Source organism: Aureimonas psammosilenae (genome assembly GCF_009176975.1).
In the GTDB taxonomy this organism is placed as follows: Bacteria; Pseudomonadota; Alphaproteobacteria; order Rhizobiales; family Rhizobiaceae; genus Plantimonas; species Plantimonas psammosilenae.
The window spans coordinates 18,516-33,289 of the sequence record NZ_WEZG01000001.1 but is presented as its reverse complement, the minus strand read 5'-3'; the positions used below and the strand labels follow the sequence as shown (position 1 = coordinate 33,289).

Here is a 14,774-nt window from a genome sequence, read left to right as displayed (position 1 = left end):
CCTCCTCAATCGAAGCCTTCCGCCTCGAAGGCGCGCGGCAGAAGCTCGGCCATGGTCATCGTGAGCTTCACGCCCGTTTCGTCGCACAAATGAATCTTCGTGTCGGCTTTGGCGAATTCGGCGATGCGCTGGCGACAACCGCCGCAAGGGGTGCAAAGCGCCATCTTCTCCGCGATCACCGCGATTTCCGCGATGCGCCTGCCGCCACCCATGACCATGTGGCCGATGGCGGTGGTTTCGGCACACCAGCCCTCGGGAAAGCTGACGACCTCGATATTGGCGCCAGTATGGACCCGGCCCGTCTCGTCGCGGATCGCCGCGCCCACCGGAAAGCGCGAATAGGGCGCGTGGGCGTGGGCCATGGCGGCGCGCGCCGCCTCGAAAAGCTCGTCCATCACCGCTCCTTCACATAGGGCACGCCGCCGGCTTTCGGCGGCGACGGCTTGCCGACGAAGCCGGCCAAGAGGATCACGGTGAGGATATAGGGCAGCGCCTGCACCGCCTGGACAGGAATCTGGCCGACGAGCGGCAGGGGCACGCCTTGGATGCGGATGGAGGCGGCGTTCAGGAAGCCGAACAGGAGGCAGGCGAAGAGAACCCGCACCGGCCGCCAGTTGGCGAAGATCAGCGCGGCCAGCGCGATATAGCCCTGGCCTGCCGTCATGTCGCGGTTGAAGCTCGCCGCCTGCGCGGTGGACAGATAAGCGCCCGCGATGCCCGTCAGAAGCCCGCAGATGAGAACCGCGCGGTAGCGCAGCCAGACCACCGAGATGCCGGCCGTATCCACGGCGGCCGGGTTCTCGCCGACGGCGCGAAGGCGAAGGCCGAAGCGGGTGCGGAACAGCACCCACCATGTCAGCGGCACGGCCAGAAAGGCGAGGTAGACGAGGATGTTCTGGCCTGAGATCACGTTGGCGTAGATCGGGCCGAGCACCGGCACGCCGCGCAAGGCTTCCGCGCCCGGCAGCGTGATGTCGGCGAACCGGGCCGATCCGGAAAGGTTCGGCGTGCGCCCGCCTTCCCCGTACCAGTTCTGGCCGAGAAGCACGGTGAGGCCGGCGGCGACGAAGTTCAGCGCCACGCCCGACACGATCTGGTTGCCGCGATAGGTGATGGAGGCAAGGCCGTGGATCAGCGCGAAGACGAGCGCGGCCGCGACGCCGAGAAACAGTCCGGCCCAGGCCGAGCCGGTTGCAGCCGCGCCCACCGCCGCGAAGAAGGCGGCGACCAGCATCTTGCCTTCGAGGCCGATGTCGAAGACGCCGGCGCGCTCGGAATAAAGCCCGGCGAGCGCGGCGAGGATGAGCGGCGTCGACAGGCGGATGGCCGAGTCGACGACGTCGATGGCAAAGCCGAGATCCATCAGGCTTGGCCCTCCGCCGGCGTACCCCTTGCGGGTCGCAGGCGAATCCAGCCGAAGACCGAGGATACGCCCGGCCGCAGCATGTTTTCGAGCGCGCCGGCGAACAGGATCACGAGGCCCTGAATGATGACGATCATGTCTCGGCTGATCGCCGGCATGTCGAAGGCGAGTTCCGCGCCGCCCTGGTAGAGGACGCCGAAAAGGATCGCCGCCGGCACGATGCCGAGCGGATGGCCGCGCCCCATGAGCGCGACGGCGATGCCGACGAAGCCGGCCCCCGCCGGAAACTCGATCTGGACGCGCGCCTGATCGCCCATCACCGGGTTCAGCGCCATCAGGCCGGCGAGACCGCCGGAGATCATCATGGCAACGACGATCAGCCTCGTCTCCGACATGCCGGCATAACGTGCGGCTTTCGGCGAATGGCCGAGCGTGCGGATTTCGTAGCCAAGACGTGTGCGCCAGATCAGGAGCCACACCGCGACGGCGGCGAAAAGCGAGACGATGAAGGCGACGTTCAAGGGCGCGCCGCCGAGATCGGAGCCGAAGAGTTCGAAGAGCCCGGTGAGTTTGGGCAATTGCGCGCCCTCGCCAAAGGTCACGGTTTCGGGCGCCATCTGCCCCGGCGCCTTCAACGGGCCGACGAGGAGATACACCATGAGGCTGGCGGCGATGAAATTGAACATGATCGTGGTGATCACGATATGGCTGCCGCGCTTGGCCTGGAGGATGGCGGGAACGAGCGCCCAGAGCGCGCCGCAGACGAAGCTCGCGATGATCGCGAGCGGCAGGTTCAGCCACCAGGGCAGGACGTTCTGGAAGGCGAGCGCCACCGCCGCGACGCCGAGGCCCCCGAGATAGGCTTGGCCCTCCCCGCCGATATTGAAGAGCCCGCCATGGAAGGCGACCGCGACGGCGAGCCCCGTGAAGATGAAGTTCGTGGCGTAGTAGAAGGTGAAGCCGATGCCTTCGCCATAGCCGAAGGCACCCTGGATCATCAGTCTAGCGGCTTCCACCGGGCTTTCGCCGACGATCAGGACGACGATGCCGGCGACAAGAAAGGCGACCACGAGATTGACCAGCGGCAGGACCACGTAGTCCACCACCGGCGGCAGTTTGGCATAAGGGCGGCTCAAGCCTGATGCTCCCCGCTCAGATCGAGATGCCCGCGCTCGTCCATCGCGAAGAACGGATTGTGGGCGACTTCCCAGAGATGGCCGTCGGGATCGGCGAAATAGCCGGAATACCCGCCCCAGAAGACCTTGTGCGGCGCCTTCACGCCGGCTCCGCCGGCGGCAACCGCCGCCCCGTAGAGCCGATCCGTCGCAGCCTCGTCGGCAAGATTGACCGCGAGCGTGATGCCTCGAAAGCGGGGAAGCGGTTCTTCCAAGGCAAGACCGGCATCGGCGGCGAGCGAAGCCGTGCCGAAAAGCGAGAGCACGATCCCCTCGCCTTGCATGAAGACGACGCTTTCGTTGCCGGCCCCCGTCCGCTGCCAGCCGAGCGCCTCGTAGAACAGCGCCGAACGATTGAGATCGGCAACGCCGAGCGTCACCAGCGTGATGCGAGCATCCTTCATTCCGCTGCGACCCTTTGGTTCTGAAATTCTTTCAACGTCATGTTTCTATCCACCAGATCCCAGGAAGTACGGCCGTTGGCGGCTCGGCCATAGATGACGGCTGCGGCAGCGCTTGGGCTCGAAAAAACCGTGTCGGATGCGAAACATAGAAACGCCCCATCCTCGGATGGAACGAGTGCTTTTTCCGTCAGGAGCCTCTCTCTCAACGCCTGGTACTGGTTGGTGCCAGTAAAATTAGGGTTTGCCTCGGCCAACGAACCTTTCAGAACGATGACTTCGCCATCGCGCTCTATTGCTCTTGCTAAAAGACCATTGCGGCTCGGCCGAAGCTTCAAGGGAACAAGGTCAAAGTGGGTTTCTGCTTCGGTAGTGACCTCGGCACCGAGATTGGCTGGCGGTATGAATGGCTCCTTTAGGACATCATAGCCAAGAACAGGCAGCACAAGGCGAACCTGTTCAATGAAATACTCCATATCTGCGACGTCAGACTCCGGTAACACGCCGATCGCTGGTTCGATCGCATTGAGAGCCTCAGCACGACCGGAGTTGCGAGCAAGGAGGGTCAACCTGTTCTCAAGGTAACGAGCATGGGCCTTGGTAAGATTTAGATCCTTGCTCGTAACGATGCAGAATCGCTCAAAATCCCGTTCTGCATTCTTGGAATGTTGGAGGATTCGACGCCCGACGTTATCACTCTCACCGATATAGACCGGCCTTCGTCCGCCAAATTCAACAAGCTCAGAGAACAGGAAATAGACGCCTGTTTTCGAAGACTCAGGCCTGTTCAAAACTTCAGCCAGTTTAGCCCGCGGAGCGACGAGAAGATGCCCGGTCCAATTAACGACCTCGGCAGTCATGATACCACCCGCAGATCCGTCGACGAGGAAGAGCCGGACGGAACGAGCCAACATGCTCATTCCGCCGCCTCGTTCTGTTCGACGCCCGCCATCAGAAGGCCGAGTTCGCCTTCGCTCGCGCCCGGCCCTCGCTCGCCGACGATGCGGCCGGCGAACATCACGAGGATACGGTCGGACAGAGCGCGGATCTCGTCGAGTTCCACCGAGACGAGGAGGATCGCGCGGCCCCCATCCCGCATTTCCACGATGCGCTTGTGGATGAACTCGATCGCGCCGACATCGACGCCGCGGGTCGGCTGGCCGATCAGGAGAACGCGGGGGTCGCGCTCCATTTCGCGCGCCAGCACCAGCTTCTGCTGGTTACCGCCGGAAAAGTTCGCGGTCCGGGCCCTGGCGTCCGGCGGGCGGACATCAAAGGCGGCGATCCGCTTGGCGGCTTCCCGGCGCATGGCGGAAAGATCGAGAAGGCCGATGCCGTTCTTGAACTTCGGATCGCGATGATAACCGAGAACGGCGTTCTCGCAGGCTTCGAACGGCAAAACGAGGCCCATATGGTGCCGGTCCTCCGGCACATGGGCGAGGCCGCGCCGCCGGAGTTCCGCCGGATCGGTCGCGCTGGCCGCGTCGAGCGCCTGCCCGCTAAGTTCGACCGTGCCGCTTTCCGCGCGGCGGATGCCGGCGAGCGCTTCCAGAAGCTCGGACTGGCCGTTGCCCGCGACGCCCGCGATGCCGACGATTTCGCCGGCGCGCACCTCGAAGGACACGTCGTCCACCATCCTGACGCCCCGCCCGTCGCGAACGGTGAGACCGCGCACCGACAGGCCGACATCCTTCGGCGCCGCCGGCTGCTTGTCGACGGTGAGCGCCACGCGCCGGCCGACCATCAGTTCGGCGAGTTCGCCGACGGAAGTCTCGGCGGTTTTTCGCGTCGCCACGATCTCGCCGCGCCGCATCACCGAGACCGTGTCGGTGATCGCCTTGATCTCGCGCAGCTTGTGGGTGATCAGGATCACCGTCTTGCCCTGGTCGCGCAGGCCCCTGAGAACCGCGAAGAGCTGGTCGGCTTCCGCCGGGGTCAGAACGCCCGTCGGCTCGTCGAGGATAAGAATCTCGGCGCCGCGATAAAGGCTTTTGAGGATTTCCACGCGCTGCTGGAGGCCGACGGCGAGATCGCCCACCACCGCGTCCGGATCGACGTCGAGGCCGTATTCGCGCTCCAGCCGCTTCAACTCGGCGCGCACCCGGCCGATGCCCTTCTTGAGAAGCGGCGACTGCTCGGCCCCGAGCATCACGTTCTCGACCACGGTGAAGTTCTCCACCAGCATGAAATGCTGGTGCACCATGCCGATGCCGGCCGCGATGGCCGCGTTGGTATCGACGATGTCCACCTTTCGCCCATCGACGCGGATTTCGCCGCGATCGGCTTGGTAGAAGCCGTAGATGATCGACATGAGGGTCGACTTGCCGGCGCCGTTCTCGCCGACGATGCCGTGGATCGCGCCCTTCTCGACGGAAAGGTTGATGTCGCGATTGGCGTGAACCGCCCCGAAGCTCTTGTCGATGCCGATCAGTTCGATCGCCGCCATGCGTTCCTGCGCGATATTTCTCTTGCTTGAGCGGAGCCTATCCATGCTCTTGGCCGAAAGCCAGCGGCGAGCCGGGTAGCTGCCGCCAACCTTCCGCTTTATCCAAGAGGATTCAAGAGCCCATGGACGATCCGCGCATCCGCCACCTGGAGGAAACGCTGAGCTATCAGGCCCTGGCGCTGGAGGAGATGTCGGACGAGCTTCGCCGGCAGGGCCTCGTGATCGATGACCTGATGCGGGCGCTGCGTCACTTAGGCGAGCGCTTCCAGTCCGTGGAAGATGCGCTGCCGGCGCCCGAGATCACCCGGCCGCCGCATTACTGAGGAAGCGGCGCCCCGTGACGCCGCTTCCCGGTGTCCAGATCAATACGGGCAGTTGTCGTCCGAATTGTAGTTGTGGACCTGGACCTTGCCGGAGATGATGTCGGCCTTGGCCTGTTCCACGGCCTTCGTCATTTCCGGCGTCAGAAGGCTCTTGTTGTTGTCGTCGACCGCATAGCCGACGCCGTCTTCCTTCAGGCCGAGCACTTGGCTGCCGGACGACCAGTTGTTCTTCGCCACGTCGTCAAAGGCCTTGTAGACCGCGACATCGACGCGCTTCAGCATGGAGGTCAGGACATGGCCGGGATGCAGCGCGTTCTGGTTGGAATCGACGCCGATGCCGTATTTGCCAGCGTCGTTGGCCGCCTGAAGGACGCCGATGCCCGTGCCGCCGGCGGCGTGGTAGATCACATCCGCGCCTTGGCTGAGCTGGGATTTCGCGAGCTCGCCGCCGCGCACCGGATCGTTCCAGGCCGCGCCCGTCGTGCCGGTCATGTTCTCGAAGACCTGCGCGTCGGCTTTCGCCGCCTTCGCGCCGCCCTTGTAGCCGCAGGCGAAGTTGCGGATCAGCGGAATGTCCATGCCGCCGACGAAACCGACCTTGCCGGTTTCGGATTTCAGCGCCGCCAGCATGCCCACGAGATAGGAGCCCTGCTCTTCGCTGAACAGAACGGAGCGCACGTTCGGCAGGTCCACCACCGAATCGATGATGACGAACTTCGTGTCGGGAAATTCCTTGGCGACCTTTTCGACCGCGCTCGCCGCCGAGAAGCTCATGGCGACCACCGGCGAGGCGCCGGCGCGCGCGAAGCGGCGAAGCGCCTGTTCGCGCTGCGAATCGTTCTGGATCTCGAACTCGCGGTAGCTGCTGCCTGAGTCCTTCTTCCACTTCTCGGCGCCGTTATAGCCAGCCTCGTTGAAGCTCTTGTCGAACTTGCCGCCGAGATCGTAGATGATCGCCGGGCCTTCGGCGGCCGCCGCCGGCAAAGCCGCAGACGCGGCGGCCATGGCGCTTGCCGCCATCAATCCCAGAAAAAGCTTCTTCATGTCGCCGTCGGACCCCATGGTCGGTGGACGACGCCTTCTCGCCATGAAGAGCCCTGGAAGGCCCGGAAAAGCGAACAAGCGCCGGCTTTGATGGAAGCCGGAGCCAACAGGGAACGCCCGGCCGTGCGGGGGAGATTTGCACGGCCGGAACGAGATTTCACCTAGTTTCTTGGCAGACCCACAGGCTGCGCCTTCAGTGGGCAGCCGCCAGCCCCACCGGGCAGGACACGCCGGTTCCGCCGATGCCGCAATAGCCGTTCGGATTCTTGGCGAGATACTGCTGGTGATAGTCCTCGGCGTAGAAGAATTCCGGCGCGTCGAGGATCTCGGTGGTGATGGCATCGCGATGCCCGGCCTGCGCCAAAGCATCGCCATAGGCGGCCTTCACCTCTTCGGCCACGCGGCGCTGCTCGGGGCTCGAGACATAAAGGCCGGAGCGGTATTGCGTGCCGACATCGTTGCCTTGGCGCATGCCTTGCGTCGGATCGTGGCTTTCGAAGAAGAGCTTCACGAGTGTCGCATAGTCCACGACCTTCGGATCGAACACGACGAGCACGACCTCGTTATGCCCGGTGCCGCCCGTGCAGACCTCCTGATAGGTGGGATTGGGCGTTTGGCCGGCGGCGTAACCGACGGCGGTGACATGAACGCCCGGCACCTTCCAGAAAATGCGCTCGGCGCCCCAGAAGCACCCGAGACCGAACACGGCCGCTTCCATCCCATCCGGGAAAGGTCCTTTGAGGGACTGGCCGTTGACGAAATGCGTTTCGGCCGTGGGCAAGGGCTCGGCCCGGCCGGGAAGCGCTTGACCGGCTTCGGGGAGCTTCGTCTTCTTGGTGAAGAGGTCCAGGAAGTTCATGTGCAGATCTTTCCTTCGAGACTTTAGCGGGCAAGGCGGCCGGCGCGCCGACGCGGCGGCCGGCCGATGAACAGAAACAAAAGCGCGAGGAGGCCGAGCATGATCGCGGCCGGCCCGCTGGACAGCGTGGCGACGAGATCGAGCCCGCCGCCGGACAAGCCCGCTTCACTGCCGAGAGGCTGCAGGCCGATCGCCGCCGCCCCTTCGCTGAGCGTCGTCAACCGCGTCACGCCATCTGCGATGCTACGCGCGATGTCGGCCACGGCGAACACCAGCGCGAATGCCAGAAGCAGGCCGCCGAGGAGGTTGAAAAGAAAGCGCATCGCCCGTCCGGTCTTGGGAATCGCGAAACGCCGGACGGCATCGACCTCCGGCTGACGCCAAGATGGTGTTTCGCTCGGCCAAGGGCAACAACCGCGCCGCGATGCCCTCATCGGGAAAGCCTCGACGACGACACGACGATAATTTGGCGGGAAAACCGTGCGCTGGCGGCTTGAACGGCGGAGCGATCCGTTTATAAGGCCGTCTCGACCGCCCCGCCGGCTTTCATGTCGCGGGGTGTCTTTCGTCGGAGCGCTGAGCGGCTTTTCCTGACGAAGACGGAGAGGTGGCCGAGTGGTCGAAGGCGCACGCCTGGAAAGTGTGTATACGGGGAACCGTATCGCGGGTTCGAATCCCGCCCTCTCCGCCATCTAGGGGTGCCAGTCCGTTGTAATCGTTGACTATTTTCGTGAGCGCAGCGGGCTTGCGTACAAGTTAGCGTACAAACTCTTAGGCGGTTGGATCGGATGTGCTGGGCACTCACTGGCGGAACCCCGCCAGCACTTCCGACACCCTGCCCCCACTGACGCCAACATATGCGCCGATGCGCTCCATAGACCACGATGGATGCGCCAAGGCCGTATCGCGGATGCGATCCTCTATCGCAGGCGTCATGGGCATGGATCGGGCTGGAGCGCGACGCACAGCCGGCCGACGCTTGGTTTCGTCTGCAAGGCTGCGCAGCTTGCCGGCTTCGGCCGTCATGCCCTTCGCCTCGATGCCGCTTGCCAGCACATGCAAGGCGCTGCGGATCTCGGGCAATCTCACAGCGACACCTCGCCCTGTTCGAGGTCGTCGGTCGTGCCGTGCGCCATGGTCAGCGTCCAGCCCAACGAGGGCTCAATCGCACCGTCGTCTTCCGCGTCTGGATCGCCGTCGATGACATCGAGGAGGCTGATCAGCCGTTCGATCTCGTCTTCGATCAGGACGCGGGTGGGAGCGCCGTTGCGAGCCGGATGGACTTGTCGCCTCGCGGGCTCGGGGAACGCCAGGATGTTGCTCAAGCCTGCCCTCCCGTCTGCCCTTGCATGGCGTGATGAGCGAGGCGACGATCCAAGGCGAGAGCCGCGATCTGTTGGAAGCTCTGGCGGTCGGACGGCGTGAGCTGCCCGAACTCGTCCAAGACTTCGGCGATGGCCGAGACCGTTTCCGTTTCGAACCGCTGGCGTGTTTCCGCCGGCATCGGCAAGGGGAACAGGAGCACGGCGCAGTCGGCCGTTTCGCGTCCGATCCGAGCCGCCAGTGCGGCGATGCGTTCAGCCTGCGGGTTCGACAGCGGCGCGAACACGTCGAGGGGTGAAGGGCCGCCCATCAGACCGCGCCTCCTTCGAGATAGGCGAGCGCCTGTTTCAGAATGCGCGCGTGCGACGCTTGGATGTAGTCGCGATCCTCCATGACGAACCGGATAGCTGCGACCGCGCCGGCCTTCGTTGTCGGCATCGGCGGCATTTGGTGAAGCCGTTCGCCGGCATCGTCAGGGTTGGCTTCAAGCCACATCTCTTCTTCAGACCGGCCATCGAATGGAGCGGCACCGTATGCCTTCAGCCAAGCACGATGTTCCGTGATGGCCTCGACCATCGGATCGGCTTCGGCAGCCAAGGCGGCAACCGATGCACAATGCGGCAGGGTAGCGCCGATGCCGAAGGCGCCGGTTCCGACGAGCGTGGCAAGCGCCGTGCGGCGAGTGAGAGCGACCATCGTCATGCCCTCTCCTCGGTCGATGCCTGACCGAGATACAGCAGTGACTGTGAGACACCCTCGGCACCAACGACGATCATGTCGAGCACGACGACACGCAACAGCCCAGACAGATGAGGCGCCATTCGCTTCAAGAGCGAGAGCGGGAAGTCTTCAGTGTCATGCATGAACTCGAACAAGGAGACAGCAGCAATCTCAGCGGGACTGACACCGGACGCCAGATCGCAAATTCGCATCTCGATTTCTTTGCTTCGATCGCAGGAAGCGTCCATCTCGGCATCGAGGCGTGGCAGCCCGGCCCTGATCCATTCCTCTCTCTGCTGCCGCCTGCGCGCGATAGCTTCGCGGACCTTCTGGTAGCCACGCAGCCGCGCGGCACGCCGCTTTTCGCCGATCACCGGCGGCGGGTTCAACATCGTCATGGTGCCATCGTTGTTTCGGACAACGAACGGGCCATCGTAGATCGTGGAGCGGGCTTCCTTCCAAAGATCATGTAGCGAGGGGCGGATCAGGTACTTGGCTGCCGTTCGTTCGGGATCGGGCGTTGGCAGCACCGCCAGTTCCGGCCAGCCGTTGTGATATCCGCCTTTGCTACCGTCAGAATACATCTCGCTCGGACCAGCACTCGCCCAAGCGGGAAGGCTGTCACGCGCCCGCAACCAGTCGGAATAGACCGCCTGGAACCGACGCGTCTCTGCGAGATAATCCGCCAGAAGCGCATTGATGGCGCTCGACTTATCGTCAGGGATCGCTTGGGCGGCAACGGCAATACCACCGGACGCGATTGCAGCAGCCCCGACGCCGGCAGTCGTACCGAGGAAAGAACGGCGGGTGACGGCAGGCATAGCTTCGCCGGTCGCCTGGATGGAGGCGTTTTGCATTGTCAGGTTCTCCAAGGTTCAAGTTTGCGCCACGACGGCGTGGGAATGGCCTGCCGCGCGGGGCGGCGGGTGGATCGGCTTAGCGGCCGGCGGTGAGCGCTACGGCGTTGTCGAGACGGGCGGTGCGGACGGCATCGGAGCCGAGCCCAGACACACCGTAGAAGGTGGCGAGGAAGAGGGTGATGGAGGCCAAGGCGGCAAGGTCGCGGATCATGGGCATTCTCCTTCGGTTTGGTGTCAGGCGGCGTAGGCAGCGCGGATCTGCGCCTCGGCTCGCCCGGCGCTCATGTGCGCCGGCAGGTACTTCACCGCGTCCAAGGCGATCTGCATGGGCGTCAGCGGGCGAAGCTCGACAGGCTTGCGGGGGCGAGCGGCGCGGCGCTTGCTGTTGGCGTCCACCTGCGCAGCGCGGGCATTGATCCACGCCATGCGAAGGACACGGGCGAACAGGCGGCGGTCGAAGCGGGCATAACCGCATTCAGTGGCAACGGTGCGGTAGCGAGCCCAAGCGGCAACCATGATGCCGGCGCGATTGGCGACGAGCCGAGCGGCGAACCAACGGTCCCGCAGGATGCGGGCGAAGGTCTTGCGGCAGAACTGGACGAGGCCGGCGCGACGGTATTCAGCCCAGGCGGAGCGCATGATGGCGGTTCGGTTTAGCATGGCTACGGTTGCCTTGCGTTGATGTGCTGTTGGCACTAATATCGTGCTGTCAGCATGTGCTGTCAACACTTTTTAGGTGCTATCGGCACATTTAATGGAGCAAGGCAGCGTGGACGACGAACAGCCAGTGCTCACCGTCGAGCAAATTCGTATGGCGAAGGCTGCTCTCGGATGGTCAAACCCAACGTTGGCGGAGAAGACAGGCCTCCACAGGAACACCCTCAACCGGGCAGAGAACGGCACCGCCACCCGAGGCACTTTGGAAACATTGAGAGCGGAATTTGAGAAAGCTGGCGTGACCTTCATTCCGAAGAACGGCGGCCCAGCAGGCGTCCGGTTTCAGGAGCCGCAGGCGTCATCTTCATAGCGGAGAACGGAGACGGACCAAGGGTGAGGCTGCGGAACACGACGGGAGGAAACGTCGCCGAGGCTCTCGATTGGTTCGCGGCACCTTTGAAGCTGCGTCAAACACATTGATGCACGACCCAGGCGCGTGTCGTGCTACGCCCGGCAGTCGAGCCTCAACACCGACCAAGGGCGACCTATGCGCCATTACATCTTCCCCGACGAAGGCGATCCGCTACGACTTTCAGAGCGGTTGGTCGAAGGGCTAATCCGGGGAACGGACGCACTCCCGTGCTATGCAGGCACAAGCCAGCGCGTCCTTGGTTTCCTGCTCGAAAGCGAGGACGGCAAGCCGCAATATGTCCGGCACAGCGAGGCGTCGATCTGGCACTTCGATGAAGACGGAAAGATCGATGAAAGCCTGAGGGCGAGTGCCTTCGAGTTCCTGAACAGCAGCTTTGCTGAGAAAGCCGGCGGCGGAAAGGTTGTCAGTCTTCAGCCGAAGCTTGATCGGAAGATGGCAGACTTTCGGCATCGCTGGGAGCCCTCCGCCCAGGACATCCAGCTTGTGGTCGATGACATCTGGGCCAAGAAGGGCGCGAAGCGTCTGAAGGATGCAAAGGGTATCGCGTCACGACGCCCTCCGCTGACCTATGAGGCGAAGGAGGCGATCCGCGAGATATCGAAGGACTTCTGGCGCGTTCCAATGCATCTTAGCCGATTGACCGAACCGGCCTTGAAGAGCTTGGCGTTCGAAGCCAGGCAACGGGTAAAGGAAGATCGCGAGGTCGCTCCGCTCTTTAAGGCGGTAGCCGAAATGGCTGATGTTAGAGCCGAGGTCGTACGCCGCCGCCGCATGAAGGGCGGCATATGGTTCGCCGTTCTCGAACTCCATCGGCGAATTGACGAGAACTCCCATGACATCGAGCATGTGCGTCATGAGGAGTGTAAAGGACGGGTGGCTGCAGAGGTGGCTGCGCGCAGAATGCTCGTGGAGCATGCCAAGCACTTCAGTTTGGACGTTTCGGTTGAGCTCAGGATCGTCACCGATCTCGAATGGCAACTGGAGGACCGCACTTAGGGAAGGCTCATGCAGGGGACATCGAGGGTTCGGCTCTATAAGACCAGATTGGTTCGCGAGCTATTTATTCGAACTGCTGACGAGAATTATATCGTCGCACGATGGTGCGCGTTCGAAGGCTTCCACACAGACTTCTTTTGGCTCGCCGTCCATGCCGTGGAAAAATATATGAAGGCTGTCCTGCTGCTAAACGGCAGATCAAGCAAACCGTACAAGCATGATATCGTTCGCCTCTATGCCAATGTGAGCGAGATTGCTGCTGAGTTATTGCCCGTTCAGTTGCTTCAGCCGACCAAACTTAACATTGGTCGTTGGCGTACTCGGACGGCAGCCGAATTCGTGTCGTGGCTCGATCAAAACGGCAATCCCGATAACAGATATGCGACGTATGGATACGTAGCGCAGGCTCAAGACGTGCATATGCTTGACCAACTTGTGTTCGCTCTGCGTCGGCTTGGCTGCGAACTCGAAGGTGCCGTTTTTGCAGATGCCAGTTGCACCACTGCGACGAAGACGTATCGCACGCTCTTAGCTGAACAACCGAGCTGGCTGAATTCGTTAGATATGCCGCTCGACAGACTAATAGATGAGCAGATCTATACAGCCCGACGACACGCAGCCTTGAACCTCAACCTATCGTTCGCTCCACCTGACTTTGTTCACCAAGGAGCCCGTTCGCGCTCGATGTCGCGGAACCCAGTCATTTGCTGGGGCCTTATTGAACCTCTCGAAAGTGACGATCGCGACTTCGTAGCTGACAACATCGAAGTCGCAGAATGGCTTTTGGAAAACATCCAAGTGCCAAAAGGAAAGTCTAACGATCCTGGAGTAAGGGAGCAGATCAAAGACGCAATAAAGAGTGCCCGCGAGAAGCACGGTTTGCACAAGACGTAACACGCAAAACAGCGATATGCCGCGTTTGTGCCAATAGTGCCATTAGCGCCAATAGGTCGGCGGGCGCGTTCTGATGAGCGCTGGCACAGTTGCAATCGAAGAGCGGGCCTCAACACAACGCAAGAATATAACTTGCCAAAGCGTCGCACGATGGGCAGCCTCTTTGTTAGGCCCTCCTGACACCCGCATCGGTGCTTTCCTATGATCGCTCAATTCGCGGATCTTCAGCCGTCCCAAGTCGCACTTCTGGCCCGCTTAGTTGTGGAGGGAGAAAGGGGACTAGAAGCCGCTGATTTGCCCGCTGAGTTACTGATCGGGATCACGGCTCTAGTCTCTCACAGCTTGATCGAGTTCCGTACGTCTGGCGACGGTTCTCAGCGGATCATGCTGACAGAACTAGGTCAGCAAATTCAACCAAAGAACCCGTCGAATGGGTAGATCGCGGACAAGGGTAGTCGGCGCTGCTGACGCACACCGCAAGTCATGGGAAAGGCTTCAAACTTAGGGTTCGGAACCCAACCGCGAGACAATTGCATGACCCGGTATCGACCCAACGAACCCACCAGTCCCGTTCCCCTCGATCTGCTAGCAACCCTCCTCCGCTCCGATGATGCTCGGACGACTGAGATCGTACTTCAGCTTTCCGACGCTCAGCGTGCGGCGCTCGCTCTGCACTGCTTTTCTCGCTCCCACATGCGCTCTTTGGGTTTGCGCGTCGCTCGTGACTGTTCCGCTCGATCCTTGGCAATTGCTGGTGGAGCGCTCGGCGAAACGCTTTCCGAACTCGTAGCGAATGGCGAAGCGTTTGATGTTGGTCCGGCCAGCTACACGCGCAAGAAGGTCACGCTGGCGAGGTTCGCGGCATAACTCGATTGCATGGTGAAGCCTGAAACTCGTTTGAACTCGCATGACGAAGCCAGCTCGAAAGCATTCAAAAGGAAGCGCAAGCGGCCTAGCCGTAGCCCTGCAGAGCGCGCAGCGGTCGCGGTATACCTAAAGCGGAAAAGGAAAGAGGCCGGGCTGGGAGTGAGCACTCTAGCTTCGGCAATCGGCGTGTCTCATGCAGCGTATCAAACGTATGAAAGCGCACGAACAGCCATACCGTCACATCGGCTGGCTGCGGTTGCCAGCGTTTTGAACATAGATCACGACGTGCTGTTCACGGAGATCGCGGCGGTTTGCGTCCAAGCTGCGAGCGAAGAACATTCGGATGAGACCCCAGTGCATTCGAAAACCGAAGAAACGCCCGCCTGACGAACTGACAAAACTGACAGAACCCC

The 14,774-nt window shown here is 62.3% G+C and carries 21 protein-coding genes and 1 tRNA gene; 6 read left to right on the top strand and 16 right to left on the bottom strand.

Features of this window, described 5'->3' with window-relative positions; translation table 11 throughout:
- Positions 1-5: 5 nt before the first annotated feature.
- From cdd to F9929_RS00180, 6 genes are read right to left on the bottom strand one after another with little or no spacing between them, the layout of a single operon-like run.
- Complete coding sequence (gene cdd / locus F9929_RS00205) at positions 6-398, bottom strand: cytidine deaminase (protein WP_328595974.1); 393 nt, start codon at positions 396-398, stop codon at positions 6-8.
- Positions 395-1,363 carry an ABC transporter permease gene (locus F9929_RS00200; protein WP_152044519.1) on the bottom strand — a complete coding sequence of 323 codons (969 nt, stop codon included), beginning with the start codon at positions 1,361-1,363 and terminating at the stop codon, positions 395-397. Before F9929_RS00200 ends, cdd begins: the two co-directional genes overlap by 4 nt.
- Positions 1,363-2,499: an ABC transporter permease gene (locus F9929_RS00195; protein ID WP_152044518.1), complete on the bottom strand. Its 1,137-nt coding sequence runs from the start codon at positions 2,497-2,499 to the stop codon at positions 1,363-1,365. The genes F9929_RS00200 and F9929_RS00195 overlap by 1 nt, the downstream gene beginning before the upstream one ends.
- Positions 2,496-2,942: a VOC family protein gene (locus F9929_RS00190; RefSeq protein WP_152044517.1), complete on the bottom strand. Its 447-nt coding sequence runs from the start codon at positions 2,940-2,942 to the stop codon at positions 2,496-2,498. Before F9929_RS00190 ends, F9929_RS00195 begins: the two co-directional genes overlap by 4 nt.
- Positions 2,939-3,859, bottom strand: coding sequence for a GIY-YIG nuclease family protein (locus F9929_RS00185; protein WP_235918911.1), 921 nt, complete (start codon positions 3,857-3,859; stop codon positions 2,939-2,941). Before F9929_RS00185 ends, F9929_RS00190 begins: the two co-directional genes overlap by 4 nt.
- The gene (locus tag F9929_RS00180; protein WP_152044516.1) at positions 3,856-5,385 is read right to left on the bottom strand and encodes an ABC transporter ATP-binding protein; all 1,530 of its coding nucleotides are present in this window, start codon (positions 5,383-5,385) and stop codon (positions 3,856-3,858) included. The genes F9929_RS00185 and F9929_RS00180 overlap by 4 nt, the downstream gene beginning before the upstream one ends.
- Positions 5,386-5,507: 122 nt before the next feature.
- Between F9929_RS00180 and F9929_RS00175 the strand changes: the two genes are divergently transcribed.
- Positions 5,508-5,708, top strand: a complete 201-nt coding sequence (locus tag F9929_RS00175) for a SlyX family protein (RefSeq protein WP_152044515.1) — start codon at positions 5,508-5,510, stop codon at positions 5,706-5,708.
- A 39-nt stretch (positions 5,709-5,747) separates the two neighbouring features.
- Here F9929_RS00175 and F9929_RS00170 read toward each other — a convergent pair whose 3' ends face one another.
- The 3 genes from F9929_RS00170 to F9929_RS00160 all read right to left on the bottom strand — a co-directional run bounded on the left by F9929_RS00170 (position 5,748) and on the right by F9929_RS00160 (position 7,934).
- Positions 5,748-6,752: a BMP family lipoprotein gene (locus tag F9929_RS00170; RefSeq protein ID WP_152044514.1), complete on the bottom strand. Its 1,005-nt coding sequence runs from the start codon at positions 6,750-6,752 to the stop codon at positions 5,748-5,750.
- A gap of 193 nt (positions 6,753-6,945) precedes the next feature.
- Complete coding sequence (gene msrA / locus F9929_RS00165; protein WP_152044513.1) at positions 6,946-7,611, bottom strand: peptide-methionine (S)-S-oxide reductase MsrA; 666 nt, start codon at positions 7,609-7,611, stop codon at positions 6,946-6,948.
- Between the two features lie 23 nt (positions 7,612-7,634).
- Positions 7,635-7,934 (bottom strand): hypothetical protein, encoded by a 300-nt coding sequence (locus tag F9929_RS00160; RefSeq protein ID WP_152044512.1) that lies wholly within the window; start codon positions 7,932-7,934, stop codon positions 7,635-7,637.
- A 278-nt stretch (positions 7,935-8,212) separates the two neighbouring features.
- On the opposite strand from F9929_RS00160, the gene F9929_RS00155 reads away from it, so the two are divergent.
- A tRNA-Ser gene (locus F9929_RS00155) sits at positions 8,213-8,302 on the top strand.
- 110 nt (positions 8,303-8,412) lie between these two features.
- Here F9929_RS00155 and F9929_RS00150 read toward each other — a convergent pair.
- The 7 genes from F9929_RS00150 to F9929_RS00125 all read right to left on the bottom strand — a co-directional run bounded on the left by F9929_RS00150 (position 8,413) and on the right by F9929_RS00125 (position 11,174).
- On the bottom strand, positions 8,413-8,700 hold the full coding sequence (locus F9929_RS00150) for a hypothetical protein (protein ID WP_152044511.1): 288 nt from the start codon (positions 8,698-8,700) through the stop codon (positions 8,413-8,415).
- The gene (locus F9929_RS00145; protein WP_152044510.1) at positions 8,697-8,936 is read right to left on the bottom strand and encodes a hypothetical protein; all 240 of its coding nucleotides are present in this window, start codon (positions 8,934-8,936) and stop codon (positions 8,697-8,699) included. The genes F9929_RS00150 and F9929_RS00145 overlap by 4 nt, the downstream gene beginning before the upstream one ends.
- On the bottom strand, positions 8,933-9,244 hold the full coding sequence (locus tag F9929_RS00140) for a hypothetical protein (RefSeq protein WP_152044509.1): 312 nt from the start codon (positions 9,242-9,244) through the stop codon (positions 8,933-8,935). The genes F9929_RS00145 and F9929_RS00140 overlap by 4 nt, the downstream gene beginning before the upstream one ends.
- Positions 9,244-9,510 carry a hypothetical protein gene (locus F9929_RS00135; RefSeq protein WP_152044508.1) on the bottom strand — a complete coding sequence of 89 codons (267 nt, stop codon included), beginning with the start codon at positions 9,508-9,510 and terminating at the stop codon, positions 9,244-9,246. The genes F9929_RS00140 and F9929_RS00135 overlap by 1 nt, the downstream gene beginning before the upstream one ends.
- Positions 9,511-9,632: 122 nt before the next feature.
- Positions 9,633-10,511, bottom strand: coding sequence for a hypothetical protein (locus F9929_RS00130; protein WP_152044507.1), 879 nt, complete (start codon positions 10,509-10,511; stop codon positions 9,633-9,635).
- A 79-nt stretch (positions 10,512-10,590) separates the two neighbouring features.
- Positions 10,591-10,725 (bottom strand): hypothetical protein, encoded by a 135-nt coding sequence (locus F9929_RS24620; RefSeq protein ID WP_268915615.1) that lies wholly within the window; start codon positions 10,723-10,725, stop codon positions 10,591-10,593.
- 23 nt (positions 10,726-10,748) lie between these two features.
- The gene (locus F9929_RS00125; RefSeq protein WP_152044506.1) at positions 10,749-11,174 is read right to left on the bottom strand and encodes a hypothetical protein; all 426 of its coding nucleotides are present in this window, start codon (positions 11,172-11,174) and stop codon (positions 10,749-10,751) included.
- A gap of 109 nt (positions 11,175-11,283) precedes the next feature.
- On the opposite strand from F9929_RS00125, the gene F9929_RS00120 reads away from it, so the two are divergent.
- The 4 genes from F9929_RS00120 (at position 11,284) to F9929_RS24850 (ending at position 14,748) form a co-directional block, all read left to right on the top strand.
- Positions 11,284-11,541 carry a helix-turn-helix domain-containing protein gene (locus F9929_RS00120; protein ID WP_235918910.1) on the top strand — a complete coding sequence of 86 codons (258 nt, stop codon included), beginning with the start codon at positions 11,284-11,286 and terminating at the stop codon, positions 11,539-11,541.
- 177 nt (positions 11,542-11,718) lie between these two features.
- On the top strand, positions 11,719-12,600 hold the full coding sequence (locus F9929_RS00115) for a hypothetical protein (RefSeq protein ID WP_152044504.1): 882 nt from the start codon (positions 11,719-11,721) through the stop codon (positions 12,598-12,600).
- A gap of 9 nt (positions 12,601-12,609) precedes the next feature.
- On the top strand, positions 12,610-13,494 hold the full coding sequence (locus tag F9929_RS00110; RefSeq protein ID WP_152044503.1) for a HEPN domain-containing protein: 885 nt from the start codon (positions 12,610-12,612) through the stop codon (positions 13,492-13,494).
- Positions 13,495-14,370: 876 nt separating this feature from the next.
- Positions 14,371-14,748 (top strand): helix-turn-helix domain-containing protein, encoded by a 378-nt coding sequence (locus F9929_RS24850; RefSeq protein WP_152044502.1) that lies wholly within the window; start codon positions 14,371-14,373, stop codon positions 14,746-14,748.
- Positions 14,749-14,774: the final 26 nt, after the last annotated feature.